The sequence below is a fragment of the Enterococcus sp. E5-37 genome, from assembly GCF_035726925.1.
GTDB classification, from domain to species: Bacteria; Bacillota; Bacilli; order Lactobacillales; family Enterococcaceae; genus Enterococcus_B; species Enterococcus_B faecium.
This window is the reverse complement of record NZ_JAPMLG010000007.1, coordinates 90,178-115,752: the sequence shown is the minus strand read 5'-3', so window position 1 is coordinate 115,752 and position 25,575 is coordinate 90,178. Positions and strand designations below refer to the sequence as shown.

The window sequence follows — 25,575 nt, the reverse complement described above, 5'->3', positions numbered from 1 at the left end:
AACTCTAGAATTCTACCTAATAAATAGTAGTCATATTTTTTAAATAAATCAAGTGATTTTGCAAAAGTCTTAGTTTAGATAAGGGAGTTTTTTTGCATATCCTTCTTTATTGACTTGTCTTGCTCTCGCAATTGCCAGCGCATATTCTGGAATATTGTCTGTAATTGTTGACCCGGCAGCAATCGAACTGTTTTTAGCTACCTCGACAGGTCCGATGATATTCGTGCTAGAACCAATAAAGCTGTGATCGCCGACAGTCGTATGATGCTTGTTCTTTCCATCATAGTTGACGAAGACAACACCACATCCGACATTGATTTCTTCTCCCAACGTAGCATCCCCAACATAAGTCAAGTGACCGACTTTAGTTCCTTTGCCGATTTGAGCATTTTTCACTTCCACAAAGTTTCCGATATGGACATTTTCGCCAATTTCAGCTTTTGGTCGTAAATGTGCATAAGGTCCCACATCTGCATGTTTCTTGACATGGCTGCTTTCAATGACTGAGTTTTCAATGACGACGCGATCCTCAATCCTACTGTCTACGATTTTTGAATGTGCCCCGATGACACAATCAGAACCGATGACTGTATTTCCTTGGATTTGTACACCTGCTTCGATTAATGTGTCTGGACCGATTTCTACGCCTGCATCGATGTATGTCGTTGCTGAATCGACAAAGCTTACGCCATTGACCATATGCATCTGGTTAATTCGCTTTCTCATGATCTCATTTGCTTTAGCTAACGCGATCCGATCATTGACTCCCATTGATTCTTCAAAATCATCCGTTTGATAAGCAGCAACTGTATTGCCTTCTTCTTTTAAGATTTCGATGATATCTGTTAGATAGTATTCACCTTGAGCATTGTTTGTTCCAACTTTGCTTAACGCATCGAACAAAGCTTCGTTGTCAAAACAGTAAGTTCCTGTATTGATTTCTTGTACAAGAGCTTCTTCTGGTGTTGCATCTTTTTGTTCCACGATTTTTTCTACGATCCCAATATGGTCACGGATGATTCGTCCATATCCTGTTGGGTTTTCTGCTTGTGCCGTCAAGATCGTTGCACTTGCATTTTTTCCTTGGTGATATTCAAAAAGATTGTTCAGCGTTTCAGTAGTCAATAATGGTGTATCGCCACTGATAACTAACGTTGTTCCTTTTTTTCCTTCCAAGAAAGAAGCAGCTTGCAAAACAGCATGTCCTGTTCCCAACTGTTCTGATTGTAACGCATATTTACTGCGTTCTCCTAGTTGTGCTTTAACTTGTTCTGCTCCGTGTCCAACGATCGTAATCACTTCATCTGGTTTCGTTTCACTGACCCGGTTAATGATATGTTCTACCATAGGTTTACCAGAGACGGGATGTAAAACTTTATATAATTTTGACTTCATGCGGGTACCTTTCCCTGCCGCCAAAATAATTGCATAACGTGCGTCCAACTGCGTCACTCCTAAATATAGTTTGCTGATTTCAGTTTATCCCAGTATACCCATTTTTTCAACAAAACAAGTGATTTTCTTTTATCCCAGCGTTTTCTGGATAAAAAAATAGATAGACCGTAAAGGGCCTATCTATTTGGTAACCGGTGCTCTCCTGCCAACTCCTCGGTCACAAGTCACACTACTCATAAAACATGAAAAGCTGTTTTTTGAAATCGTTTCTTGTGACTTAGAGTTAAACGGTAGGCTTACAACCTCTTCATTAAACGGTGTTCAATCAGCTGACCTTCGGTATTAGCTCAGGACAGGACGCTGATTTCACAACCTCTAGATAAACGGTGTTCAAAAGCCAGTTTCTCGGTATTAAGCCAAATTTATGAAAAAATGTGGAAAGCCATTTTCACAAAATTTTTCTTACTACTCGAAACTAAGCGGCTTTTTCACAACCTCTTATTCTGAAAAATAATTTCCCGGCACAACCGTAATATTTTTCGTTTGAGTATCTACATCTTTGACATAAAGCAGTGATGTATAATCATCGATGGCGCGATGACCGTTGAATTTTGATTCGGCAAATACAGTGATGCCAACAAGTTCTGATTCGAATTCTTCAATCAAGCTCTTCATTCCGTTGACTGTTCCGCCACCTTTCATGAAATCATCCACTACAAGGACACGTGAACCACGTTTCAAACTTCTCTTAGACAGTTCCATCTTTTCAATTCTTTCAGAAGATCCAGACACATAGTTGACACTTACTGTTGATCCTTCTGTTATTTTTGAGTCCCGGCGTACAATAACGAATGGCGCATTCAGATAATAGGACACAGCTTGGGCAATAGGTACGCCTTTTGTGGCTACAGTCATTACAGCATCGATTTTTTCACCAAGGTATTTAGAAGCAATGATTCTTCCAACTTGACGCAGCAGTTCAGGTTCTCCTAACAAATCAGAGAGATAAACATATCCTCCTGGAAGCAGACGGTCTTGTTCTGATAGACGTTCTGCTAGAGATTCAATATATTTTTTCGCCTCTTCATATGAAATTTCAGGGATGAACAATACACCACCTGCAGCACCTGGGATTGTTTCCAAGGTTCCATACCCTCGTTCTTTAAATGTTTTCTTGATGATTCCCAAATCTTCACTGATGGAAGATTTAGCAGATTCGTAACGTTCGGCAAAGCTTGTTAAGGAAATCAATTCATGCGGGTGATTCAATAAATACTGTGTCATGTCAACTAGACGTTCACTGCGACGTACTTTCACCTATTCCAACTCCTTTTAAGAAATTTTATCGTTTTACATTATATAAGTTTTTCTTCAAAAATTCGAGCATTTTATGAAAAAATAAGAAAATAGTTCGGTATTTATTAAAATAAAAAGAAGCCTATAAAAAATTTTTCGTTTTTATAAGGCTTCTTTTCTTTATAATTTAGTTATTTTTTCTTCTGAAGGCAACCAATATTCGTTTGATGATATTTACAATCAGGAACAAAGCAATAAAGACTAATGTGATTGTTGCTCCTGGAGGTGTATCTAGATAAAACGAGCTAGTTAGTCCTGACAGCATCCCTAGAAATCCTACACAAACACTGATAGCAATCACGACATTGAAGCTTTTGCCTAATCGCATACCGATTGCTGCGGGAAGAACCATGATTGCGGATATCAAAAGTGCACCGGCAATCGGGATCATCACAGCAATAGCCACACCAGTAATCACATTGAACATCATCGACATCAAATGAACGGGTAGCCCATCCACGTGGGCGGTATCTTCATCAAAAGTCAGAACATACATCGGCCGTTTGAATAAAAAGAACAATATACCGATGGCAACGAATAAGATTCCTAAAAAGATGACTTGCTCCCATGTAATGGTCACGATCGAACCAAACAGATAGGATTGGATACTTGTTGCTGAATTCCCTCCGCTCAAATTCATCAATACTAACGCTAGCGCCAAACCACCAGCCATTAAAATGGCAATGGAGATTTCTGAATAGGTTCGGTAGATCGTTCGCAGATACTCCAATATCACAGCTGCTAATACAACGACTAGCATGGTCGTAAGTGTAGGATTAAGGTTCAAAAAGAATCCTAACGCTACCCCTGCTAAAGAGACATGAGAAAGCGTATCAGCCATCAGCGATTGTCTTCTGATCACTAAAAACACACCTAGCATCGGGGCGATTCCGGCAATGAAGATAGCGGCAAGAAACGCTCTTCTCATGAATTCATATGAAAGCAACGCCATTGAGAATCCTCCTTTCTCACCAGTCGGATCTGTCTGTCCGCATACTGTTTGATATCTTCATGATCATGGGTGATCATTAGAACTGATTTCCCATGGACATGCGCACTATGTCGGAGAAGACGATAAAATTCATTTCTGGATTCTTCATCCATACCTGTTGTTGGTTCATCAAGAACAAATAAGTCAGGGTCAGTAGCAAAAATACGCGCTAAACTGATTCGCTGCTTTTGTCCGCCAGACAATTCACCTATTCGCCGATTTCGCATATCCCACATCCCTACAGCTTCTAAAGCACGCTGTACATGTTGATGATCTTTTTCAGAGAGACGCTTGAACCAGCGGCCTCTTGGATATCTTCCTGAACGGACTAATTCGATCACCGTACTAGGAAAACCTGCATTGAAAGATGCAACTTGTTGAGGAATATAACCGATACTTAATTTTTTTCCTTCTTGATTTTTCTCAGCAATCTTTATCATTCCTTTTGAAGGTTTCAGTAATCCTAACGATGCTTTCACCAAGGTTGACTTGGCTGCTCCATTTTCTCCAGTTAAAATGACAAATTCACCCGCATCTACATGATAAGAGACATCTTCTAGTACAGGTTCATCATCATAGTAAAAGGTCAAATCAGATATTTCGATATAACGCACCTTACAACCTCCATTCTAAAACTTAATTGATACTTTCTTTTAAAGCTTCCAGATTTTTTTCCATGACAGAAATATAATTTTCGCCTGCTTTGATTTGTTCATTAGTCAAGCTTTCTAAAGGATTCAACACTTCTAGCTTCACTCCTGTTTCATTCGACAATGTCTCAGCTACCTTCGAAGAGGCATTTTCTTCAAAATAAATCACTTTGATGTTGTTTTTCTTCACAAATTCCTTTAGCTCAGCTAAGCGACTTGGTGTGGGTTCCTGATCTGGTGAAACGCCCGAAATCGCTACTTGTTTTAAGTCGTATTGATTCGCTAAATAAGCAAAAGCAGCATGCTGAGTGACAAATGTGCGGTTTGTTGCATCTTTTAGCTCATCGGAGTATTTTTGATCCAGTGCTTCAAGCTTTTTGATATAAGCATCGGCATTCTTCGTAAAAGTTTCCTTTTTATCTGGATATTTTTCGCCTAATTCTTCAGCAATCGTTCTGACTTCTTTTATAGCTAATACCGGATCGAGCCAAACATGTGGATCGTATTCATGTGAATGATCATGCCCTTCTTCTGATTCTTCATGTTCGTCTGCTTCTTGCGATTCTAAACGGTCGATTCCTTTAGCTGCTTCGATCATCAAGGTCTGTTTGCTATCCACTGAATCCTTTAACGAATCCACAAAAAATTCCATGTCTGAACTATTATACACGAAAACATCTGCATCGGAAATTTCTGCTCTTTCTTTTGCACTTGGTTCGAAATCATGCGGCTCCGTTCCAGCAGGGATCAAAAGTTTCACGTTTCCTTCATCCCCTACGATCTCTTTTGTAAAATCATACATCGGATAAAAAGTCGTAACGATCGTCAAATCCTCTTTTTTGTCTGCTTCCTTGTTCGTATTTCCACATGCTGCAAACAGTAAAGCACCTATCATTACCGTAGCTGTCAAAAGATATTTTTTCATTTATATGCTCCTTTCAATGAACAAATCGGAATTTTACGATTTATTAACGTGAACTAATGTATCAAAATAAAAAAACACAGTCAATAGAAATCCATCAATTTCTGATTTAAGCATGTATATTCTTGATTAAATCGTAAAATGGATGAGTTGCTGCTCATATCTAGCCATTTCACTACAATAAAAAACTGAAGAATACCATTTTAGGATTCCTCAGTTTTTCATCACCTATTTTACTTCTTATATTTTATTGCAGGGTTCGTACTAAATAAACTTCCTCACAAAAACCTTTTAACCCATTATATACTCTCTGCGCTCTTGAATAATGTTGACACAAGGCAAAAACGGTTGGTCCGCTTCCACTCATCAATGCAGCATCTGCTCCGTACTTGATCATACGCTCTTTGATTTGATGGATGACTGGATGCCGCTTTCCCGTTATATCTTCTAAACTGTTTCCCATTTTTTTGATCATCTGCTGATAATCTTGCTCTCGAATGGCTTCAACAAGTCCGTGGATGTCTTGATGTTGGATGGCTTGCGTATCTACTTCTCTAAACACTGTACGTGTAGAGACACTCATTCTTGGTTTGACCAACACAACCCAGCACTGTGGCATAGAAGGTAATACTTGGATTTCTTCCCCTTTGCCACCGACAAATGCCGTACTTCCGTAGACACAGTAAGGAACATCTGTACCGACTTCCAAACCGATTTCTGCCAGTTCTTCTAACGAACAGCCCAGATTCCATAATTGGTTGATCCCTCTTAGAGCAGCTGCACAGTCTGTACTTCCTCCGCCTAATCCAGCTGCTACTGGAATATTCTTCTTAACAAAAATCTTGACACCGGTTTTGATATTGTATTTATTTTTTAACAATAAAGCAGCTTGATAAACATTGTTCCGTTCATCTACTGGTAAAAATGCTTTATTTGTTTCTACAATGATTTTGTCTTCTGTTATTTCTTCAAAAAATAGATGATCTGCCAAGTCTACGCTCGACATCACCATTTCCAACTCATGATACCCATCTTGCCGTCTATATAATACATCCAGTCCTAAATTTATCTTGGCTGGCGCTTTTTCAATCAATTCCATCCTCTCACCCATTCGAAAAGTCTAAGTCGCAAGTATTCTATCATAGGGAAAAATAAAAGTATAGCTTATGTCTGCCTAGTGGTTGATTTTGTCATCGTTTCAACAGCTTTCACAGAATTTTCTCTTCATAATCCAAACAAGCTCTAGTGACTCTTATAATTCTGTGAGCACTTCTTCTGCCAAACTCGGAACATTTCCTTTTTCTTTTCCTATCAGACTGAGTAGCTGCATGGTAGCAAATCCGAAATTACTTCCTTTCCTATAAGCAAAGTAACGTCCTTCCCAATGATCGACATATTTTAATTTCTTTTCATAAGCAGACTGGAAGGAATAGAAAAAATTACCATAATTATATACGATATGCATGACTTTTTCTTGAAAGAAAGAAAAATCTGTTTCCCCAACATTAGCTAATGGAGCTAAGCCTAGATTGGCTTCCGAGTAGCCCATTTTCTCGTATACAATAAACAGATTGGCTAACAGATAGTCAGCTAATTCCTCAGGTTCTTTAGGTAAGATCCGCAACAAATCATATCCCGCCTGCTTCTTCGTCATCGGTTGAGCGGTGATGAATCCAACGACTTTTTGATCTTTACGGACAATACCGACACCGCTAGATAATACATATGATTTATCAAATCGTCCCACAGAGAAGTATTTTTCTCGTGCACCTTGAAGCCATTTTTGTGAAACTTCATTTACAGCTTGATGTAATTCTTCTGGCAGTTGATCGTACCAAGTAAAATAGTATCCTTCTTTCATCAAACGTTGATATTCAAGTTGCTGACTCAGCCGAGACAAGTCTTCTGTTGCTAGATCAACAATCCCTGCTTCACCTACTTTCGTGAAGTGAAAACCCAATTCATGAAGCATCACTACGTAGCTTTCTGATATCTTATAAAACGCAAGCTGATAGCCTAAACAATCTGCTTGTTTCATAAACTGATTCGTTGCTGCCCGCATCTTTTTAGGATTGCCAACTGGATCTCCTAAAACAAAGCATTTGTTTCCTTTGATCTGATAACCAAAAACGACTTGATCTTGGTCGTCTTCTTGGTAATAAAAATAACTGTAACCTGACAAGCGAAGCTGATGGCTTGTAGCTGTGCCTCCGTATGTTTCCAATAAAAGGTCAAAACGGTCTTTTTCGTACTCACTGCCAAGCTTCGTAGTATCTTCAGCTAAATATTGATAAAGCGCCACTAAAGCTAGCAATGAGATGCCCAAACCAATAAGCCCTGAGAACCACACATCATCTGAAGGAAACAAAATAAAATGGTTTCCTGTTATTCGACCGACTAAAAAGCGTCCGCTGTGATAGCCTGCGATTGCGTAAACGATAAACAAAAAGCCGAACAAGCTAGCATCAAAGATTATAGCTCCCCAAGAATAAACGAATTTTGTTCGATAAAATTCTTTTCTGGATAACCACACAGCTAACAGAATCAAGACATATACCAATATCAACTGCCAAGATAACGTACGTGTGATTGTATTTAAAATACCAAAAGATAGTAAAGCAATCGTAGGCAGAAATGCCTTTTTGACTTTTACTGAAAGTGCTCGAGCAAGGCCGAGTAATAAAAAGCCAACCAATAGATTCACTGTCTGATCTAAAAAATTGAAAGAGAACGGCAATAATACTTGAAATAGCCGACTGATTGCAGACAGATTAGTGATTGTTGATAGAAGTACCATCATGATTCCCGCAAAATAGACAGCACTTACGAGCACGATATGCGCAACCTTTTGGAAAAACAGTCGCGGAATGTTATCTAAAAATCGATTGATTTTGACTCCTGTATGTGTGATGAACAATAGAAGTCCCGTCATAAAAGGTAGAACATAATAAAACAACCGATAATATAATAGCCAAACTACTGCTACATCTTGCCGAACAGACAATTGACTCATTCCTAAGATCATCAAAACGTCAAAAGTCCCCATTCCACCTGGGACCATCGTCAGCATTCCTATCAATGTAGCAATCATGAACATAGGATAGATCGAAAGCATCGAAATATCTATTCTCATCAACTTGCCGATGATCAAAAATACCGCAAGGGCTCCCGTCCATTGTCCAAAGGATGCCAGTAGCAGACCAAGCAAGCCTTTTGGATAAAACTCGAAGAACAATGTCTTTCTCTTTAGATAAGCAAAAAAGAAAATGACTGGTGCTAAAAAACTACCGCCGAAAAGCCAGATCCAATAGCTTCGAAAAATACTTTCTGACTGAATAAAAAAGACATCAATAAATGTAAGAAACGACCATACAGACAAACCAGTCAGCATAAATAGTGCGACTTTTGATACAGTGGCTAAAACCATTTTTCTATTTGTCTGCTTTCCATAAAAACTAGCCCGCAGACTTGCTCCTACCACACCACCAAAACCGGCGAGATTGTTGATCGTGTTTGTTACCCACGCAGCAAGAAGAAACTCTTTTCTTTCCATTTTTGGTTTTCCTTGTTTTTCTAAGACTCTGATCGTCACCCAATCATACAACAACATCGGAGTGACACCCAGCAGTCCAGCCAGAATCATGAGCAGGATCGTCATGTGGCTTTGTTGTCCCATCCTTTGCCAAATATCTTGCCAACTCATGCCATTAGCAATATTTGCGACTTGATTTGCCACAAAGACTAACACAGAGCCGAAAAAAATCAGTTTTAAAATCAGACTATGTTCCTTTATCCATTGCAGCATCAAGTATCGTTTATTTTTCACATTTTCCCATTCCTAACTTGTATACTTTTGTGTCATACCCCAATGTTATCTTATTTATTTTAATTTTTCCACTTTAGACCTGTTCTTTGCTTGCGATGATAGAAAAAGAAAGATATCCTAATGCTAAAGGAGAGGATAACATGAAAGTAGGATTTATCGGCACAGGGAATATGGCACAAGCTATTATTGATGGTTTATTAAAAAAAGGAACAGTCTTGAAAGAAGAGGTGTTCGTTTCCAGTGGCCATTTTGAAAATGCACAAAAATTTGCTGCTGAAACTGGCGTCCATGCATGCAAAAGTAATCAGGAAGTTGCATCACAATCAGATATCGTTCTTTTAGCCGTGAAACCAAAAATCATTGAAAAAGTATTGGAAGAACTAAGAGAATATAGCCAGAAAGTCTTATTCATTTCTATTGCTTCAGGAAAATCATTAACAGATTTAGAAACAGCGCTTGAAGATCCTCAGGCCTCCATCGTACGTGTGATGCCGAATGTCAATGTCAGCGTAGGAGCAGGCGTTTCTGCGATTTGCAAAAATGAAGCTGCCACGGAGGAACAGCTTCAGCAAGCTACGATGATTTTTGAAGCAATCGGCAGCGTCTATCCTTTAGCAGAATCAGATTTCAGTACATTCATTGGCCTTGCTGGCAGCTCACCCGCATTCGTTTACATGCTGATCGATGCGATGGGACGGACTGGTGTACTGAATGGTTTGTCCAAACAGACAGCAACTGAGATTGCTGCAAAAGCAATTATGGGTTCTTGTCAAAAATTCCTTTCAAGTGATAAAAATCCATGGGAACTTGTAGACCAAGTTTCTTCTCCTGGCGGTACAACTGTTGCAGGTGTAGTTGCCTTAGAAGAAGCAGGATTCATCCCAGCCGTCATCAAAGGAATCAATACGACGATCGAGAAAGATCTTGAGATGTTGAATAAAAAATAATGATAGCAATGTTTTTTCGTGTCTTACAAAAAAAGAAGAGCTGTGGCTTTTGCCGCGGCTCTTCTTTTGTATTTTTTATTATTTAGCATAATCAGTTGCACGAGTTTCCCGAATAACGATTACTTTGATGTGTCCAGGATAATCCAGTTCTTCTTCGATTCGTTTACGAATATCACGTACTAAACGAACAGCGTCTAAATCCGAGATTTCTTCTGGCTTGACCATTACCCGAACTTCACGTCCAGCTTGAACTGCGTAACTTGATTCTACACCGGCGAAGCTGTTCGAAATATTTTCCAGACTTCTTAAACGACGGATGTAGTTTTCTAATGATTCACTTCGCGCACCAGGTCTTGCTGCTGAGAGCGCATCTGCTGCAGCTACAAGGACAGAGATAACAGAAGTAGCTTCCACATCTCCATGGTGAGAAGCGATCGCGTTGATTACTACTGGGTTTTCTTTGTACTTGGCAGCTAATTCCGCACCGATCTCAACGTGAGATCCTTCAATCTCATGGTCAAGTGCTTTCCCAATATCATGGAGCAACCCGGCACGTTTTGCTAATTGGATATCTTCGCCAAGCTCTGCTGCTAAGATACCAGCTAATTTTGCAACCTCGACTGAATGCTTCAAGACGTTTTGTCCATAACTAGTTCTGAATCGCAGACGTCCGATGATCTTGATTAGATCTGGATGAAGTGTATGAGCACCGACTTCAAACGCTGCCTCTTCCCCGTATTCGCGAATACGTTCATCCATTTCTTTACGAGATTTCTCGACCATTTCTTCGATACGTGCTGGATGGATGCGTCCATCTTGTATCAGTTTTTCCAAGGTCATCCGTGCGATTTCTCTTCGGATTGGATCGAATCCGGAAAGAACAACTGCTTCCGGTGTATCATCAATGATTAAATCGATACCAGTCAGCGTCTCAAGCGTTCGAATATTACGACCTTCTCGTCCAATGATACGACCTTTCATTTCATCATTCGGAAGGGTAACGACTGAAACAGTCGTTTCTGAAACTTGATCTGCTGCGCAGCGTTGAATCGCTAATGATAATAAGTTTTTCGCTTTGCGATCTGCTTCTTCTTTGGCACGCTGTTCAGATTCTTTTACCATTAGAGTTAACTCATGATTCAGCTCTTCTTCAGTCGATTTCATGATGACATCTCGTGCGTCCTCTTTTGATAAACCAGCAATTTTTTCTAGTTCTTTTTGTTGATCTTCAATCATTTTTTCAACGTCTTTTTCTCGCTCTTCAATTAATTGCTGTTTTGAACTAAGTGCTTCTTCTTTACTTTCAAGTGAGTTCTCGCGTTTTTCTAACGAGTCATCTTTACGATTCAGCGTTTGTTCGCGTTGAATCAAACGATTCTCTTGAGATTTTAATTCTAACTTACTTTCTCTCAGCTCACTTTCAACTTCAGAACGGTATTTCTGATTTTCTTCCTTAGCTTCTAACAATGCTTCTTTTTTTAGAGTTTCTGCTTCTTTTTTTGCACTATCGATGATTCCAGCAGCTGATGATTGTGCACCAGCTATTTCTTTCTCGTGACGTGACTTTGCGACCATAAACCCTAAACCAAGACCGACAATTAAACCGATGATAGCGAGGAGAATGTTGAATACCATAAAATCCACCTCCATACTATCTTTTTCATTTTTATCATCTATACAGCTTCTATGATAAATTATTCTAAACTTGTCAATATGCATCTTCGCATATATGTGTACAAAAAACATGCACAACTTTATTCTAATGTTTGTACCCCGTAGTGTCAACTTTAAATAAACAAAGAAACGGCTTTCTACTTATTCATTAAACGATGGTTTTTAAAATAAATGGCACTAGTTTCATATAGGTAAACCTTTAAATTGAGAAACTTTTCTATTAAATTATTCTTTGTAGATGAACAGATATTTTTATTTTATGTACCCACTCGTATAATTAAATAACTCACGATTTCTTTATTCAATAAAAAAACGGCAGGTCAAGGAGAGTACCTACTCTTCAGACCAGCCGTTTTTGTTTATCATGATTTTTATTCTTCTACTAAAGGCAATTCTTCTTGTCCTTTTTCATCTTCTGGGACAGCGACTTCTTCGCCAATACCATAAGCTGCTCTAACTAGAGCAGAAACTTCTGCCATCATTTCAGGATGATTAGCCATATAGATTTTAGCGTTTTCCCGTCCTTGGCCAATCCGATCTTCTTTATAAGAATACCAAGCACCACTTTTATCAACGATGTCTTTTTCTACTGCCATGTCTAGAAGTTCTCCTTCTTGTGAGATACCTAAGCCATACATGACATCTACTTCAGCGATTTTGAAAGGAGGAGCTACTTTGTTTTTCACGACTTTGATCTTTGTACGGTTACCAACAATATCTGTTCCTTGTTTCAATTGTTCTGCACGGCGTACTTCTAAACGGATCGTTGCGTAAAATTTCAATGCGCGTCCTCCAGGCGTGATTTCTGGATTCCCAAACATCACGCCTACTTTTTCACGGATTTGGTTGATGAAAATAGCGATTGTTTTTGTTTTGTTAATCGAACCAGAGAGTTTACGCAATGCTTGAGACATCAAACGTGCTTGTAACCCGACATGTGAGTCACCCATTTCGCCGTCGATTTCTGCTCGTGGAACTAAAGCGGCAACTGAATCGACTACTACGATGTCTACAGCTCCACTTGATACTAAAGCATCAGCGATCTCCAGACCTTGTTCTCCTGTATCAGGCTGTGAAAGAAGTAGTTCATCGATATTCACACCTAATTTTTGTGCATATTGCGGATCTAACGCATGCTCAGCATCGATGAAAGCGGCAGTTCCGCCATTTTTTTGTACTTCTGCAATAGCATGTAGCGCCACTGTTGTTTTACCTGAACTTTCAGGTCCGTATACTTCGATAATACGTCCACGGGGATAACCGCCGACACCTAAAGCGACATCTAACGCAAGAGAGCCACTTGGAATTGTAGAGATTTGCTGGTCGATTTTTTCGCCCAATTTCATAATAGAGCCTTTACCATAGCTCTTTTCAATTTTTTTCAGTGCAGCATCTAAGGCTGCTTTACGATCATCTGCCAATACGATAATCCTCCTTATATTTACAAATCAGAGCAACATTTCATTATCCTTATCATATCTTTTTTAGTGAAAAAAAGCAAGAAAAAACCGAACAAATATTCGCATTTATCATTTTCTTAAAAGCTGTTTTCTCAAAAGATCAAATCCTTGCATAACCGCATTATATCTGATAGCAGCACGATCTCTGGCAAAGTGATATTTTTCCGAAACCACGCCGTCTTTAGATGAAATAGCGATCCATACTGTTCCTGCAGATTGACCTTCTAACGTGTCCGGTCCAGCCACTCCGGTGAAAGCTACACTATAATCTGTTCTTGCTATCTCACGTGCTTGAATGGCCATCTGCTCCACACATTCTTTGCTGACTGTTCCATATTCTGCTAATAGCTCCGGATCAATCTCCAGAAAACCAGCTTTTGTTTGGAGCGAGTAGGTAACGAATCCGCCTGGAAATACTTCAGATACACCAGCAATATCGCCCAATGCGGCTTGGAAGGCGCCGGCTGTCAAACTTTCCGCTGCTGTTACAGTCTGCTTGTTTTCTTTCAGTAGTTCCACTACGACTTTTGCTAGCGAATTATCATCGCCGTATCCATAAAAATATTCCCCTACTCGTTCTTGGATTTTTTCTTCTAATGCTAAAAGAGCTTGATTCCCTGCCTGAACATCATTTGTTTTCACTGTCAGTCGTAATGTCACTTCATTTGGTTTGGCATATGGTGCGATCGTTGGATTGATCTGTGTCTCAATCAGATCTTTTAGCTCAGTGACCAGTCGCGATTCACCAATCCCATAAAAGCGCAAAACTTTAGAAATTAGTTTTTCTTCAGAAGGAAAACGCTCCTCTAGTAAAGGACGTACTTGTTCCACAAACATTGGTTTCAACTCACTAGGAGGACCGGGAAGAAGGATATACGCATGTGTATCTGTTTGATAAAAAGTTCCTAAAGCAAGCCCTGTACGATTTGGTAGAGGAATCCCGCCTTCGATGATCTGGGACTGTTGCAGATTGTTTTTGGTCATTTTTCGATGGGTTGTTTCAAAATATGCCAATAATTTTTTGTATCCTTCCGTATTTTGTATGAGAGACTTACCGAGGTGAGCCGCAGTTGCTTCTTTTGTCAGGTCATCTTCTGTCGGTCCTAATCCGCCACATAAGAGTATGAGTTCACTTCTTGTTTCAGCTAGAGCAATCAACTCTTCTAAACGCTGCTGATTATCTCCTACAACTGTTTGATAATAAACTTCGATACCTAGATCAGCTAGCTGTTCTGACAAGAAAGTGGCATTCGTATTCACGACTTGTCCTAGTAAAAGTTCTGTTCCGACAGCTATTATTTCTGCTTTCATTACTTCCCGCTCCCTTATATAGTATACGCTGTATTTTTATATTTTTTTATTTAAAAAGAGGGCAAGGAGCTGTGACAAAAATCTTGTCACAGCTCCTTGTTCCAAATAAACAGTGTTCTCCTGCCAAAACCTCGGTCATAAGTCACAATATACATAAAACATGAAAAGCTGTTTTTTGAAATTATCCCTTGTGACTCAGAGTTAGACGGCAGGCTCACAACCTCTCCACTAAACGATACTTACATTGATCCTTTGAACACACCGCTGTTTTTGATGAAGTAATCCACACCTGAATAGATAGTAAAGATCAGACAAGCATAAAGCATGATTTGATCTACTGGAATACCGATCAGGCTGAATGGGATATTATTGATAAACAGCAAGATAATAGCAACCATTTGTGTAGCCGTCTTGACTTTTCCCGGCCAAGCTGCAGCCATGACTTCTCCATGTTCGACAAGTAGTAAACGCAAGCCTGTGACGGCTAATTCACGACAAACAATGATCGCTACTACCCAACCAGGGGCCTTTCCTTGGTCAACCAACATGATAAAAGCAGTCATAACTAGCATTTTATCTGCCAACGGGTCCGCAAACTTGCCAAAATTAGTGACAAGGCCTCGCGCACGGGCAATTTTTCCATCTAACCAGTCTGTGATACTAGCTAAAGCAAAAATAACTGCACCTACTAGCTGTGTGACAGCCAGTGTGCTATCTCCTACGTTAAGTTGTCCCCAATCTAAAGGTAAACCTACAACCAAAATGAAAATCGGGATCATACAAATTCTAAGTACAGTTAATTTATTTGGTAAATTCACACTATCGACTCCTTTCTTCCCTATTCTACGTGACTATCAGCGAAGTTTCCACCGATATTATTTACTTTTCCAAATGAATTTATTCAAAGGAGTATTTTTATTGAAATTGATCTTTTTGAATTAACGAAGAAGGATCGCGACACAGATTTGTCACGATCCTTCTTTTTTATACCTACAAGTAAACAGATGAGTAAACTAATTTATACGATCATTCTGCGTATTGAAGAGTAAGGTTCACATTTTTTGGACTCTGATTGTTTTCCCCTGGATTAACTGGTACGGATTCTCCATTCGCTTTGATCGTTGCATTGCTTGCTGCACCAATCGTGATGGTCGCATTTGTTGCTGTTTCCGGTAACACGGTACTCTGTGTTTCATTTGCTGCCAGTGTCCCTTGATAAACATAGGCATTGTCTACTAGCACACCTAACCATACACGATTGACAGCAGTAAATTCAAGGGTTACAGGCTTGGTAGCGTCTGTGATATTTACTGCGATGGCACTGCCAGAATCTTCTCCTGTAGCTATTGCCATTTTCTTTTCTTCACTTGATTTTGTTGTTGATTCTACTGTAGAAGACTCTTTGGTCTGCGTGCTTTGCTCTGAGGAAGAGGACTCCTCGACTGATCCTTCTACTTTAAGCGAAGAAGCTGTGTCTCCGATTATTGGATCAGCTTGACGATCTTGCCAAGTCATATAGCCCACGACAACGACAATCGCCAAAGCAACCAATCCTAATAAAATGACAGGAAGACTTGTCCAAAAGCGACTTGGATGCGATTCTTCCTGATGCATTGCTTTTCTAGAAGTACTTACTGTTTCAGGCTGCGGACGTTCAGGGACCGATCCTGTCAATTTGCTTTTCCCATCAAAAACATCGACTAAATGGTCTCCATCTTCTCCTACAGCTTCAGCGTATTGCCGAATAAATGCCCGCACGTAAAATTTACCAGGCAATTGGTCAAAATCATCATTGTCGATTGCTTCCAAATAACGTTTTTGAATTTTTGTAATCTGCTGTAATTCATCTAAAGATATTTTTTTATTCAGGCGTGCTTGCCGTAATTTTTCTCCGATGGTTTCAAAAGCCACTCGTTCATCTTCTCCAGTCTGTTTGATTCTCCGAAGCATCTGCTGTTGCAACGAAAGACGTTATGTTTGGGTGCTGTGACAAAAGTCATGTCACAGCTCCTTTTTTCCGAATAAACATTGTTCTCCTGCCAACTCCTCGGTCACAAGTCACAATATCCAATAAATATAAGAAGCTGTTTTTTGAACTTGTTCCTTGTGACTCGGAGTTAAACGGCAGGCTCACGACCTCTTTCTTAAACGGTGTTCTATCAGCTGCCCCTCGGTATTAGCTCAAAAATCGGCAAAATATGAGGAACTATTTTTCCATTTGTTTCTCTAATACTCAGGACAAAACGCTGATTTCACAACCTCTTTGATTACTTCGTTTGTTTTTATTTTAATATAAGTTGATTAAAAGAGAGCATGATTTGTTTTATTTTCTCACTAATTTTTCCAACACATTTAAGAATACCATAAAAGCTGATTTTGGAGGAGGTTCCTACTACAAGTCTAAAACGAAATTTAAGACTTTTCCTCATAAAATACTGGTTTATTTTGGTCTCATGTAAAACTCGCTGAAGGCCTCTTCACTTATAAATGCTTCCCCAGCTGCCAGTACGTCTTTCATTTGGATCGAATCGATGATTTCAGGAAGATCAAATAAAGTTCGATCGCCAAATAAACTTTGCGTAAATTGATTGGCAATATATTCGATCGAATTTAATGATTGAAAATATTGTCCAAGCATTTTCTTCTTCAGCAAATCGAGATTTGTTTCTGACACTTCCGGATCATCAGCGAATCCAAGAATGATTTCTTTGACTTTTTCTGCTGCTTTCTCTGGTTCGTCCGTATCTCCGCTGAAGTCCGCAAAGTGAAATTCACGATCCAAGCTGAATTCAAAACCAAAGCTGTCATCGATAATTCCTTGATTGTACATCGCTAGATAGTTTCGAGAAGTATTGCCTAAAATCATTTGGAACAACAGATTGATTGCTGTTTTATAGCGTAACAGTTCTGTTCCTTCTTGCGACAATGTGTCTAATCCTTTAATACCAAGTACAAATTTATCTCGTGTAATGGCTGCTTCCAATGCACTTTGTTTGATGATTTCTTTTGTGTTTTCAGGGAAATAACGTACAATTTCTTGTTTTGGAGGGAAATTTTTTGCTTCTTGGTTTTCCCGAATAAGTTTCATCAATTTCTCAGGCTCCATCTTACCAACTACAAATAAAACCATATTGCTTGGCTGATAAAACGTCCGATAGCACGTATACAAGTCTTGAGCTGTGATTTTGTCGATACTTTCAACCGTGCCCGCAATATCGATATGCAATGGGTGTGTAGGATACAAGTTATTTAGTATGCCAAAAAACATCCGCCAGTTAGGGTCGTCTTCATACATTTGGATTTCCTGACCGATGATTCCTTTTTCCTTGTTTACAGTTTCTTCTGTGAAGTAAGGTGCTTGTACAAAATCGATCAGGGTCGTCAGATTCTTTTCTACCTGATCCGTCGTAGAAAACAGATAGCTGGTTTTCGTAAAACTTGTGAAAGCATTGGCGGAAGCTCCTTGTTTCCCAAATAATTGAAAGACATCGCCATCTTCTTTTTCAAACAACTTATGTTCTAAAAAATGGGCAATTCCATCTGGAACTTTCACCTTTTCTTTTTCACCATAGGGAATAAATTCGTTATCGATCGAACCATAATTCGTACTGAACAAACCATATGTCTTGTGATAGTCATTTTTAGGCAACAAATACACGGTCAAACCGTTTGGCAGTACTTCATGATAAAGTGTTTCATTGATTTGCTCATATTCTGTTTTATTCATTTGCATTTCCTCCTGCTAAAAAGAAGATTGCCTGCAATTCGATTTGCTCAGCCACTTGTTGTATATCTTTGATTGTCACGCTTTCCATGCGTTTCAACCATTCTTCATCAGATAATTTTGTTTCTGGCAGCCAGCTGTCCAAAAAAGAAGCTTCGATTGCTGCTTGAGGAGAGTCTAGAGAAAGCAGATATTGGTTTCTCAGCATTGCTTTTGTCTGAGACAGTTCCAACTCTGTTATTTCACCATTTCGCAAACTTTCTAATTGCTCGTGAATCAGATGAAGTACTTGATTTCGGTTCTTTTCATCGATACCGGTTTGGACACTCATGAATCCTCGGAACGTATCCACGCTACTAGAGGCATAATAAGCTAGACTTTCTTTCTCTCTGACATTCATGAAAAGTTTAGAGTGAGGAAAACCGCCAAATAAACCGTTAAAGACCATTAGCGCAAAACGTTCTGGTTCATCGTAATACACATTTGTCTGATAAGCTAGGTTCAGCTTTGCTTGAACGATTGGCTCACGTACTTGTCGTTCCTTCACGATATTCACTTGAGGCTGGGTATAAAACAGATCTGGATAAACTGTTTCCCGCGACTCAAATGGTAATTGCCCAACTGCTTCAGCTGCTTTGTCCGGATCAACATCGCCGACAACAAAAATGTCGATTTGATCATTTGCCATCATTTCTTGATAGTAGGACGCTAGCGAACTAGCAGTGATCTTGTCCAGATCTTCGACTACGCCCAACCCTGGGATCTTTTGTTCCGGGCTGTTTTCAAAATAAAGTTCTTGCAAGGCATAGGAAGCAAAAGTTTGTTTATCTTCCTTCAAACTTTCCAAATATAGACGCAGATTGTTCTTTTCCAAGTCAAACGTCAACTGATCAAACTGATGATTTTTAATATTTGGATAAAATAAAACCTCTTTTAAAAAATCTACCGCTTGAGAAAAAAGGTTTGCATCATTGACATATTCACCATTCACAAAACTGATCCCTGCGTTTAGCCAATGTAAATTTCCTTTTTTTCTAACTGATAATCCAAAGCTTGCGCCATAAAGCTCTGCAAGTTGCGCACTTAACTTTGTCTGATCCGGATAATTCAAACTATTTGTTTCCAACATGCTGCTGAGAAGTGAACGTTTCGTGATGACTTCTTGTTGCAGACGCGCAGTAAAACGGATAAAAATCCGGATCGTTTTGTATTGTTTTGTTGGTAAGACATGAAGATTCACGCCTTCTGCCAATTGATACACCATATTTATATGCTCCTTTTCACAGATGATTGCCCGCTTACTCTTTTAATGGGTCAACCTGCCTTTTTTACTTATTCCTCTGCTTGAAATTTATAAGTTCAGGCAATTCGCCGTTTTTTCTAAATGATGTTACACTTTATAGTATAGCATAGATGTTTTTTATCAAAAGAAACAGACGGCTAAAAGCGTATATTGTTTTTTTATTTTTTATTTTTCGATATACTAAAGACAAATAAAAGAAGGGAGGGTCATTCATGATCAAAGAATTCAAAGAGTTCATCATGCGTGGAGATGTCTTGGATCTTGCTGTCGGCGTTGTTATTGGTAGTGCGTTTACAAGCATCGTAAACCAAGTGGTGCAAGGCTTGATCACACCACTAATAGGTTGGTTTGTCGCAATGATCACAGGTACTTCTGATTTAGAAGGAGCACTTTCAATTCTTGACTGGTCGCCGACAAAAGGCGTCACATTTGCGTTTGGTAACGTTATTAGTGCTATCATTACATTTCTGATCACTGGTTTTGTCTTATTCTTAGTTGTCAAAGCGGCAAACCGTGCGAAGAATTTACGCTCCAAAGAAGAGCAAGTGGAAGTGGAAGAAACTCCTACTGCAGAAGATTATCTTAGTGACATACGCGATCTTCTTGCCAAACAAGTGGCAGAAGACAATACACATCCAGTAGAGCAAACAAATCTTTCCGATACTTCTAAATAATAAAGAATCTAAAAAAAAAGAAAGCCGATTTTCAGTGTCGGCTTTCTTTTTTTAGATTCTTAACTTGCTACTTGTTCCTTTTTCATGTCGATATGTGGAATATCATCTTCCAAATACACATCTGAGATTGCCTTGAATCCAAACGACTCATAAAAAGCTTGTAGGTATTCTTGTGCGCCGATCACGATTGGTTTTTCTGGAAAATTTTTCTGGATCATGTTAATCGTTTCTTGAACAATCTTTCTTCCTAAACCATCTTTACGGTTGTCCTGATGAACAAGGACACGTCCAAAATGGATACTCTCCGCTTCTTCATATACTCGCGTGTAGGCAAGGATCTTCCCATCAGTATCTTGAAAAAACGTATGCCAAGCTTGTCCATCAATGTCATCAACTTCTTGATAAGGACACTGTTGTTCCACAACAAAAACTGCGATTCGTTCTTTGACGATCGCGTAAAACTCTGCTGTTGACAATTCTTCAAATTTCTTTACCTGATATTCCACTAAGCAAACGCCCCCTGCTTTTTTATTCTTAGCATACCGATTCGCACACAAAAAAGCAAACGAACCTTACGAATCTCAGGCTCGTTTGCTTTTTAAACTGCTTCAGTTAAAAATTCGATCTCAACTGTCCGAGTAAGTACATCTGAATAGCTGTAAGATACTCGTTCAAAAGAATTTTCTTCAGGATCCAAATCAACAACGAATACTGAAGGATAGGTTTCTGTTAAAACGCCGCGGCGTTCTGTTTGACGCTTTCTTCCTGTCTGAGCAACCAACATGATTGGGCTGCCGATACGACCTTCTAAATCTTTCTTGATTGAAGCTAAAGTTGTTGGCATACAGTTCACCTCTACTATCAACTATACCACATATTTTTAAAATTTTCAAGTTTACCATAAAAAAAAAAGAAATGCAATAAAAATAAATAAGAAGCTCATTAAGATTTTTCTAAATTATTCCTCATTATAAAATTTCAAGTGTTTTTTTATTTTGAGTTTTACTCTCCCGTAAGCGCTCATTACTTGCTTGTGATCCATTGCTAAACATTCAGCCATGTCTACAAAATCAACGCCTTGCATATAATAATGAAAAATTTTAGCTTCTATTTTTGAAAACTGGATTTCGCAATTTTCGATTGCTTCTTTTAATAAAAGATGCTGAATCGCTAAAGGTTCTTGCAATGTGATCTCTGCTAAAAAGTCTGGTCCTTCTGTCTCTATTTTTTGGTCGATTGAGACTTCATCTTTTTGATCACGACGCTTCAGCGCGTTCTGCTTCCTCAATAGAGAATAGATTTGATTGCTTATAATGCTTTTATAATAACTTCCAAAGCTAACACCTTTGCTTTTTTCGTAAGTTCTCAATGCCTGATATAAAGCGATCCTTGCTTCTTGTTCCCAATCCTCAGAAACATAATTTCTTAAATAATAGGTGTTTTTCAAACGTAGTAAAAGTGGAAAATATTTTTGATACAGGGCAGCAAATGCTTCTTCGTCACCATTACGTGCAGCGCGCAATAACTCCTCAGACATAAAATAATTCCTCCATAAATTCGTTTATGGAGGAATCTTATCATCAATGATTCATCGAACTGATTAGAACGATATGTTATTTATTTTTTCTCATTAAATCGTCCAATTTTTGGGACAATTTTTTTAACTGCTCTTCATTCCATGGAGAATTACGTCGGAAATCAATAAAATGCATATCTTTATTTTCTTGGGCTATTGTTTTTTCCGTTTTTTTTATCGTCTTATATAATTCATAAGCAGAAGTTCGTAATGCTCCTTGGGAAAAGATCATCCACTGTTCTGCTAAATCGCTTGTCGCCACTGTCACTTGTGTCAAACGGTCATTCAGCTGCCCAGCGATTCTCTCGATATAACTGTCAGCCGTTTCGTCTTCTTTCGTAAAAACAACATCCAACTGGTATTTCTTATAATTTTGTTGGATACCCGGAACTAATTGAGCATCGAAGACAACGATGACTTCCAGTCCTTCATATTTCGCATAATTTGATAAACGATGTAAAAGAGCTTCTCTTGCATCCGCCATTTTGTCCTGCTTTTTAAGCTGGACAAGTTCCGGCCACGAACCAATCATGTTGTAGCCGTCTACAATCAACAGCTGTTTTTTCATGGTCTTACTCCCCCTGACGTTGGGAAAAAGCCTGATACATAAGCAAACCAGCAGCAACACTGGCATTTAAGCTCTGGACGTGCCCGGTCATCGGGATCGTCAGCAATTCATCCATTTCTTTTTTCAATCCTGGACTCATTCCTTTGCCTTCATTACCAATGACTAAAGCAATTGATCCTTTGGCATTCCATTTTTGGAAGTTTGTGCCAGTCATATCTGTGCCAAATACCCAAAATCCTGTTTCTTTGAGCTGTTGCACAGCTTGTACCAAATTCGTCACGCGTGCAACAGGGACATGTTCGACTGCCCCAGTGGAAGTCTTTGTTACGATAGGTGTGATTCCAACTGCTCGGTGTTTTGGTATGATCACACCATCGACGCCACTTGCGTCTGCTGTCCGTAAAATCGACCCAAAATTGTGTGGATCTTCGATGCTATCCAAAATCAAAAAGAAGGGGTCTTCTTTTTTCTCTTTTGTTCGTTCAATCAGTTGGTCAAGGGATAAATATTCATAAGGTGTAATCGCAAGAACGACTCCTTGATGCACGCCGTGATCGCTCAAAGTTTCTAATTTTTGTTTAGGAACCCATTTGACTGGCACAGCTTGTTCACGTGCGATTTCTTTCAGTTCTTCTACTTTTTCTCCTCGTGAATCTTCTTGAAGAAAGAGTTTATTCCCTCGCCCTTGTTGTAGCGCTTCTACTGCGGCATGGTGCCCAAAGACGAAATTATCTTCTAATGCTTCTTCATTTTGATCAGAAACTGACTGATTTCGTCCAGTTTGCTTTTTATTTGAATATCTATTTTGTTTTTTGTCTTCAAATCCACGTTTCGATTGATGTTTGTTTGTTCTTTCTTTACCCATTTTTTTCACCAACTTTCTGAATACACCAGCGGATCAATTCTTCCATCCGCTCGGTTTGTTTTGTCAAATGCAGATAGCCCATGAGCGCTTCGAACCCTGTTGCGACCCGATACGTCGTAACGTCAGCATTTTTTGCGCTCGTATGGCTTTTAGCATTTCTTCCTCTGCGATAATAAAGTTCTTCTTCTTCTGTCAAAAGATGTTCTTCCAGCATTTGCTGAATCAAAAAGGCTTGTGCATTCGCAGAAACATAATTCGTTGCCGCACGATGCAGCTTATTGGGTTTTGTTTCTCCTTGATCAATCAGGTGGTCACGAACATAGATTTCGTAAATCGCATCTCCAACATAAGCCAAGGCTAAACCGTTCAATTGTGTGTAATCTCTCATGCTTCTCTTCTCCATCGGGTTCCTTGCGGTGTATCTTCTAATAAGATCCCTTTTTCTTTCAACAAATCACGAATTTCGTCGCTTCGGGCAAAATCACGATTGCTTCTTGCTTGATTTCGTTCTTCGATCAATTGTTCAATCTCTTCATCTAATAACTCTTCTGCTGTAAATAAAATACCGAAGATCGAAAGCCATTGCGAGAATAAAGCTTCTCCTTGTGCCAAGACAGCGGCAGAAACTTTCGGCTGGTCTAGATAAGTGTTCAGCCACTTAGCAAGCTCATAGACCACTGTGATCCCATTTGCTGCATTAAAATCATCGTCCATTTCTTCGATGAATCGCTGTTCTAAATTTTCTAACAAAGCGATTTTATCCGCATCATCTGCCAAATTCTCTGAGGCAGTTTCTTGGCGGAATTTCAAATTGTCAAACGTATTCTTCAGTCGTTGTAAATTGGTGGCTGCTTCTTTCATCGTCGTTTCACTGTAGCGGATCGGACGACGGTATTGTGTGGTCGCCATGAAGAAACGCAAGACTTGTGGATCAACGTTTTTGATCATTTCATGTACAGTGATGAAATTCCCTAGAGATTTACTCATTTTTTCATCGTCTTCGCCAATCGTTACATAGCCATTGTGCATCCAGTAATTAGCGAATTTTTTCCCTGTTTTCGCTTCACTTTGTGCGATTTCATTTTCATGATGAGGAAATTCTAAATCTTGCCCGCCACCATGGATATCGATCGTTTCTCCTAAATGTTTTGTTGCCATGACGGAACATTCGATGTGCCAACCGGGACGTCCTTTGCCCCATGGTGAATCCCAAGAAATCTCGCCAGGTTTTGCTTGTTTCCATAAAGCGAAATCTAATGGATCTTCTTTTTGCTGCTGTTCTTCCCCTGTACGCTGACTTGCTCCGACTTCCAGTTCATCGATGGATTGGTCACTTAATTTACCATAATTTTCAAATTTACGGGTACGGTAATACACATCACCTGAAGATTCATAAGCATAGCCTTTTTCAACCAACACTTGAATAAATGCTAAAATATCTGGCATATGGTCCATGACTCTTGGATGCAGTGTAGCAGGCTCGACATTCAACGCTTTCGTATCTTCTTCAAATGCTCGGATGAAACGATCGGCAACTTCTGGTGCTGTAATACCTAATTCGTTTGCTGTACGGATGATTTTATCGTCTACATCCGTGAAATTCGATACGAAATCGACTTTATAGCCTCGATATTCAAAATAGCGTCGAATTGTATCGAAAGCAATGGTGCTACGAGCATTTCCGATATGGATATAATTATACACAGTCGGTCCGCAGACATACATACCGACATGTCCCTTTTGTATAGGGATGAATTCTTCTTTTTTTCTGGTCAATGTATTGTAGATTTTTATCATTCTGATCTCCTCACTTTTTCTCCTTTGATTCGAACGACTTTTGCTGGTACTCCCACAGCTGTAGCGTCGTCTGGAATGTCTTTTAACACAACGGCACCTGCACCGATTTTTGCGTTTTTTCCGATCGTTACCGGTCCTAATATCTGCGCATTCGCAGAGAGCATGGCTCCTTGTTTAACAGTTGGGTGTCTTTTACCCGTTTCTTTTCCTGTGCCGCCTAATGTTACGCCATGGAATAAAATCACATCGTCCTCGATTTCTGCGGTTTCGCCAATGACGATTCCCATTCCATGGTCGATGAACACGCCAGTTCCAATCGTTGCTCCTGGATGGATCTCAACACCAGTTAGGAAACGCCAGAATTGAGCATTGATCTTCGCCAACAAAAAGAGCCGGTGCTGATATAAAAAATGAGAGAAACGATGCCAAAACAAGGCATGAAAACCAGGGTATGTCAAAACGATCTCAGCTGTCGAACGTGCAGCCGGATCGTTTCTCTTTGCTGCATCAATCGCTCGGGTAAACCAACTCATGAC

General features: G+C 39.4%; 24 protein-coding genes. 2 read left to right on the top strand and 22 right to left on the bottom strand.

Annotated elements, in window-relative coordinates; all coding sequences use genetic code 11:
• Nucleotides 1-69: 69 nt before the first annotated feature.
• The 7 genes from glmU to mprF all read right to left on the bottom strand — a co-directional run bounded on the left by glmU (nt 70) and on the right by mprF (nt 9,140).
• The gene (glmU, locus tag OS138_RS07795) at nt 70-1,443 is read right to left on the bottom strand and encodes a bifunctional UDP-N-acetylglucosamine diphosphorylase/glucosamine-1-phosphate N-acetyltransferase GlmU (RefSeq protein ID WP_325069949.1); all 1,374 of its coding nucleotides are present in this window, start codon (nt 1,441-1,443) and stop codon (nt 70-72) included.
• A 450-nt stretch (nt 1,444-1,893) separates the two neighbouring features.
• Nucleotides 1,894-2,712: a pur operon repressor gene (gene purR, locus OS138_RS07790; protein WP_002287345.1), complete on the bottom strand. Its 819-nt coding sequence runs from the start codon at nt 2,710-2,712 to the stop codon at nt 1,894-1,896.
• 166 nt (nt 2,713-2,878) lie between these two features.
• On the bottom strand, nt 2,879-3,703 hold the full coding sequence (locus OS138_RS07785; RefSeq protein WP_002287344.1) for a metal ABC transporter permease: 825 nt from the start codon (nt 3,701-3,703) through the stop codon (nt 2,879-2,881).
• Complete coding sequence (locus tag OS138_RS07780; RefSeq protein WP_002287343.1) at nt 3,676-4,356, bottom strand: metal ABC transporter ATP-binding protein; 681 nt, start codon at nt 4,354-4,356, stop codon at nt 3,676-3,678. The genes OS138_RS07785 and OS138_RS07780 overlap by 28 nt, the downstream gene beginning before the upstream one ends.
• Before the next feature lie 22 nt (nt 4,357-4,378).
• Nucleotides 4,379-5,317, bottom strand: coding sequence for a metal ABC transporter substrate-binding protein (locus OS138_RS07775; RefSeq protein ID WP_010727405.1), 939 nt, complete (start codon nt 5,315-5,317; stop codon nt 4,379-4,381).
• A gap of 244 nt (nt 5,318-5,561) precedes the next feature.
• A complete protein-coding gene (ispE, locus tag OS138_RS07770) occupies nt 5,562-6,413 on the bottom strand; it encodes a 4-(cytidine 5'-diphospho)-2-C-methyl-D-erythritol kinase (protein WP_002307715.1) in 852 nt (283 codons plus the stop codon).
• A gap of 153 nt (nt 6,414-6,566) precedes the next feature.
• The gene (gene mprF, locus OS138_RS07765) at nt 6,567-9,140 is read right to left on the bottom strand and encodes a bifunctional lysylphosphatidylglycerol flippase/synthetase MprF (RefSeq protein ID WP_325069948.1); all 2,574 of its coding nucleotides are present in this window, start codon (nt 9,138-9,140) and stop codon (nt 6,567-6,569) included.
• 140 nt (nt 9,141-9,280) lie between these two features.
• Between mprF and proC the strand changes: the two genes are divergently transcribed.
• Nucleotides 9,281-10,087, top strand: a complete 807-nt coding sequence (proC, locus tag OS138_RS07760) for a pyrroline-5-carboxylate reductase (protein ID WP_325069947.1) — start codon at nt 9,281-9,283, stop codon at nt 10,085-10,087.
• A 78-nt stretch (nt 10,088-10,165) separates the two neighbouring features.
• On the opposite strand, the gene rny is transcribed toward proC, so the two are convergent.
• The 7 genes from rny to yfmF form a co-directional block, all read right to left on the bottom strand.
• A complete protein-coding gene (gene rny / locus OS138_RS07755) occupies nt 10,166-11,722 on the bottom strand; it encodes a ribonuclease Y (protein ID WP_002287336.1) in 1,557 nt (518 codons plus the stop codon).
• Nucleotides 11,723-12,132: 410 nt separating this feature from the next.
• Nucleotides 12,133-13,182, bottom strand: coding sequence for a recombinase RecA (gene recA / locus OS138_RS07750; RefSeq protein WP_002287328.1), 1,050 nt, complete (start codon nt 13,180-13,182; stop codon nt 12,133-12,135).
• Nucleotides 13,183-13,290: 108 nt separating this feature from the next.
• Nucleotides 13,291-14,532 carry a competence/damage-inducible protein A gene (locus OS138_RS07745; RefSeq protein WP_325069946.1) on the bottom strand — a complete coding sequence of 414 codons (1,242 nt, stop codon included), beginning with the start codon at nt 14,530-14,532 and terminating at the stop codon, nt 13,291-13,293.
• Nucleotides 14,533-14,771: 239 nt separating this feature from the next.
• Complete coding sequence (pgsA, locus tag OS138_RS07740) at nt 14,772-15,350, bottom strand: CDP-diacylglycerol--glycerol-3-phosphate 3-phosphatidyltransferase (protein WP_325069945.1); 579 nt, start codon at nt 15,348-15,350, stop codon at nt 14,772-14,774.
• A gap of 208 nt (nt 15,351-15,558) precedes the next feature.
• Nucleotides 15,559-16,482: a RodZ domain-containing protein gene (locus OS138_RS07735; RefSeq protein ID WP_002287423.1), complete on the bottom strand. Its 924-nt coding sequence runs from the start codon at nt 16,480-16,482 to the stop codon at nt 15,559-15,561.
• Nucleotides 16,483-16,972: 490 nt separating this feature from the next.
• Complete coding sequence (gene yfmH, locus OS138_RS07730; protein ID WP_325069944.1) at nt 16,973-18,259, bottom strand: EF-P 5-aminopentanol modification-associated protein YfmH; 1,287 nt, start codon at nt 18,257-18,259, stop codon at nt 16,973-16,975.
• Nucleotides 18,252-19,520: an EF-P 5-aminopentanol modification-associated protein YfmF gene (gene yfmF / locus OS138_RS07725; protein WP_325069943.1), complete on the bottom strand. Its 1,269-nt coding sequence runs from the start codon at nt 19,518-19,520 to the stop codon at nt 18,252-18,254. The genes yfmH and yfmF overlap by 8 nt, the downstream gene beginning before the upstream one ends.
• A gap of 251 nt (nt 19,521-19,771) precedes the next feature.
• Here yfmF and mscL point away from each other — a divergent pair, with 251 nt between their 5' ends.
• A complete protein-coding gene (gene mscL / locus OS138_RS07720; RefSeq protein WP_002287431.1) occupies nt 19,772-20,233 on the top strand; it encodes a large conductance mechanosensitive channel protein MscL in 462 nt (153 codons plus the stop codon).
• 59 nt (nt 20,234-20,292) lie between these two features.
• On the opposite strand, the gene OS138_RS07715 is transcribed toward mscL, so the two are convergent.
• The 8 genes from OS138_RS07715 to epsC form a co-directional block, all read right to left on the bottom strand.
• On the bottom strand, nt 20,293-20,739 hold the full coding sequence (locus tag OS138_RS07715; RefSeq protein ID WP_002297374.1) for a GNAT family N-acetyltransferase: 447 nt from the start codon (nt 20,737-20,739) through the stop codon (nt 20,293-20,295).
• Between the two features lie 92 nt (nt 20,740-20,831).
• On the bottom strand, nt 20,832-21,077 hold the full coding sequence (locus OS138_RS07710) for a Veg family protein (RefSeq protein ID WP_002287434.1): 246 nt from the start codon (nt 21,075-21,077) through the stop codon (nt 20,832-20,834).
• A 114-nt stretch (nt 21,078-21,191) separates the two neighbouring features.
• Nucleotides 21,192-21,770, bottom strand: a complete 579-nt coding sequence (locus tag OS138_RS07705; RefSeq protein WP_002287436.1) for a sigma-70 family RNA polymerase sigma factor — start codon at nt 21,768-21,770, stop codon at nt 21,192-21,194.
• Nucleotides 21,771-21,846: 76 nt separating this feature from the next.
• Nucleotides 21,847-22,377: an NYN domain-containing protein gene (locus tag OS138_RS07700; RefSeq protein ID WP_002318843.1), complete on the bottom strand. Its 531-nt coding sequence runs from the start codon at nt 22,375-22,377 to the stop codon at nt 21,847-21,849.
• Nucleotides 22,378-22,381: 4 nt separating this feature from the next.
• Nucleotides 22,382-23,242 carry a 23S rRNA (guanosine(2251)-2'-O)-methyltransferase RlmB gene (gene rlmB / locus OS138_RS07695; protein ID WP_002287441.1) on the bottom strand — a complete coding sequence of 287 codons (861 nt, stop codon included), beginning with the start codon at nt 23,240-23,242 and terminating at the stop codon, nt 22,382-22,384.
• Nucleotides 23,235-23,630 (bottom strand): Mini-ribonuclease 3, encoded by a 396-nt coding sequence (locus tag OS138_RS07690; RefSeq protein ID WP_002293091.1) that lies wholly within the window; start codon nt 23,628-23,630, stop codon nt 23,235-23,237. The genes rlmB and OS138_RS07690 overlap by 8 nt, the downstream gene beginning before the upstream one ends.
• A complete protein-coding gene (cysS, locus tag OS138_RS07685; RefSeq protein ID WP_002322772.1) occupies nt 23,627-25,039 on the bottom strand; it encodes a cysteine--tRNA ligase in 1,413 nt (470 codons plus the stop codon). Before cysS ends, OS138_RS07690 begins: the two co-directional genes overlap by 4 nt.
• Nucleotides 25,036-25,572 carry a serine O-acetyltransferase EpsC gene (epsC, locus tag OS138_RS07680; protein ID WP_325069942.1) on the bottom strand — a complete coding sequence of 179 codons (537 nt, stop codon included), beginning with the start codon at nt 25,570-25,572 and terminating at the stop codon, nt 25,036-25,038. Before epsC ends, cysS begins: the two co-directional genes overlap by 4 nt.
• Between the last annotated feature and the right edge of the window lie 3 nt (nt 25,573-25,575).

Excerpts from the sequence above, each read along its gene's own strand:
- OS138_RS07690 (WP_002293091.1), bottom strand. The coding sequence starts at position 23,630 with ATGAGAGATTACACACAATTGAACGGTTTAGCCTTGGCTTATGTTGGA.
- rlmB (WP_002287441.1), bottom strand. The coding sequence starts at position 23,242 with ATGGGTAAAGAAAGAACAAACAAACATCAATCGAAACGTGGATTTGAA.
- OS138_RS07705 (WP_002287436.1), bottom strand. The coding sequence starts at position 21,770 with ATGTCTGAGGAGTTATTGCGCGCTGCACGTAATGGTGACGAAGAAGCA.
- cysS (WP_002322772.1), bottom strand. The coding sequence starts at position 25,039 with ATGATAAAAATCTACAATACATTGACCAGAAAAAAAGAAGAATTCATC.
- ispE (WP_002307715.1), bottom strand. The coding sequence starts at position 6,413 with ATGGAATTGATTGAAAAAGCGCCAGCCAAGATAAATTTAGGACTGGAT.
- yfmF (WP_325069943.1), bottom strand. The coding sequence starts at position 19,520 with ATGGTGTATCAATTGGCAGAAGGCGTGAATCTTCATGTCTTACCAACA.
- OS138_RS07775 (WP_010727405.1), bottom strand. The coding sequence starts at position 5,317 with ATGAAAAAATATCTTTTGACAGCTACGGTAATGATAGGTGCTTTACTG.
- epsC (WP_325069942.1), bottom strand. The coding sequence starts at position 25,572 with ATGAGTTGGTTTACCCGAGCGATTGATGCAGCAAAGAGAAACGATCCG.
- OS138_RS07710 (WP_002287434.1), bottom strand. The coding sequence starts at position 21,077 with ATGCCAACAACTTTAGCTTCAATCAAGAAAGATTTAGAAGGTCGTATC.
- OS138_RS07785 (WP_002287344.1), bottom strand. The coding sequence starts at position 3,703 with ATGGCGTTGCTTTCATATGAATTCATGAGAAGAGCGTTTCTTGCCGCT.
- rny (WP_002287336.1), bottom strand. The coding sequence starts at position 11,722 with ATGGTATTCAACATTCTCCTCGCTATCATCGGTTTAATTGTCGGTCTT.
- OS138_RS07745 (WP_325069946.1), bottom strand. The coding sequence starts at position 14,532 with ATGAAAGCAGAAATAATAGCTGTCGGAACAGAACTTTTACTAGGACAA.
- OS138_RS07735 (WP_002287423.1), bottom strand. The coding sequence starts at position 16,482 with ATGCTTCGGAGAATCAAACAGACTGGAGAAGATGAACGAGTGGCTTTT.
- mscL (WP_002287431.1), top strand. The coding sequence starts at position 19,772 with ATGATCAAAGAATTCAAAGAGTTCATCATGCGTGGAGATGTCTTGGAT.
- OS138_RS07700 (WP_002318843.1), bottom strand. The coding sequence starts at position 22,377 with ATGAAAAAACAGCTGTTGATTGTAGACGGCTACAACATGATTGGTTCG.
- proC (WP_325069947.1), top strand. The coding sequence starts at position 9,281 with ATGAAAGTAGGATTTATCGGCACAGGGAATATGGCACAAGCTATTATT.
- yfmH (WP_325069944.1), bottom strand. The coding sequence starts at position 18,259 with ATGAATAAAACAGAATATGAGCAAATCAATGAAACACTTTATCATGAA.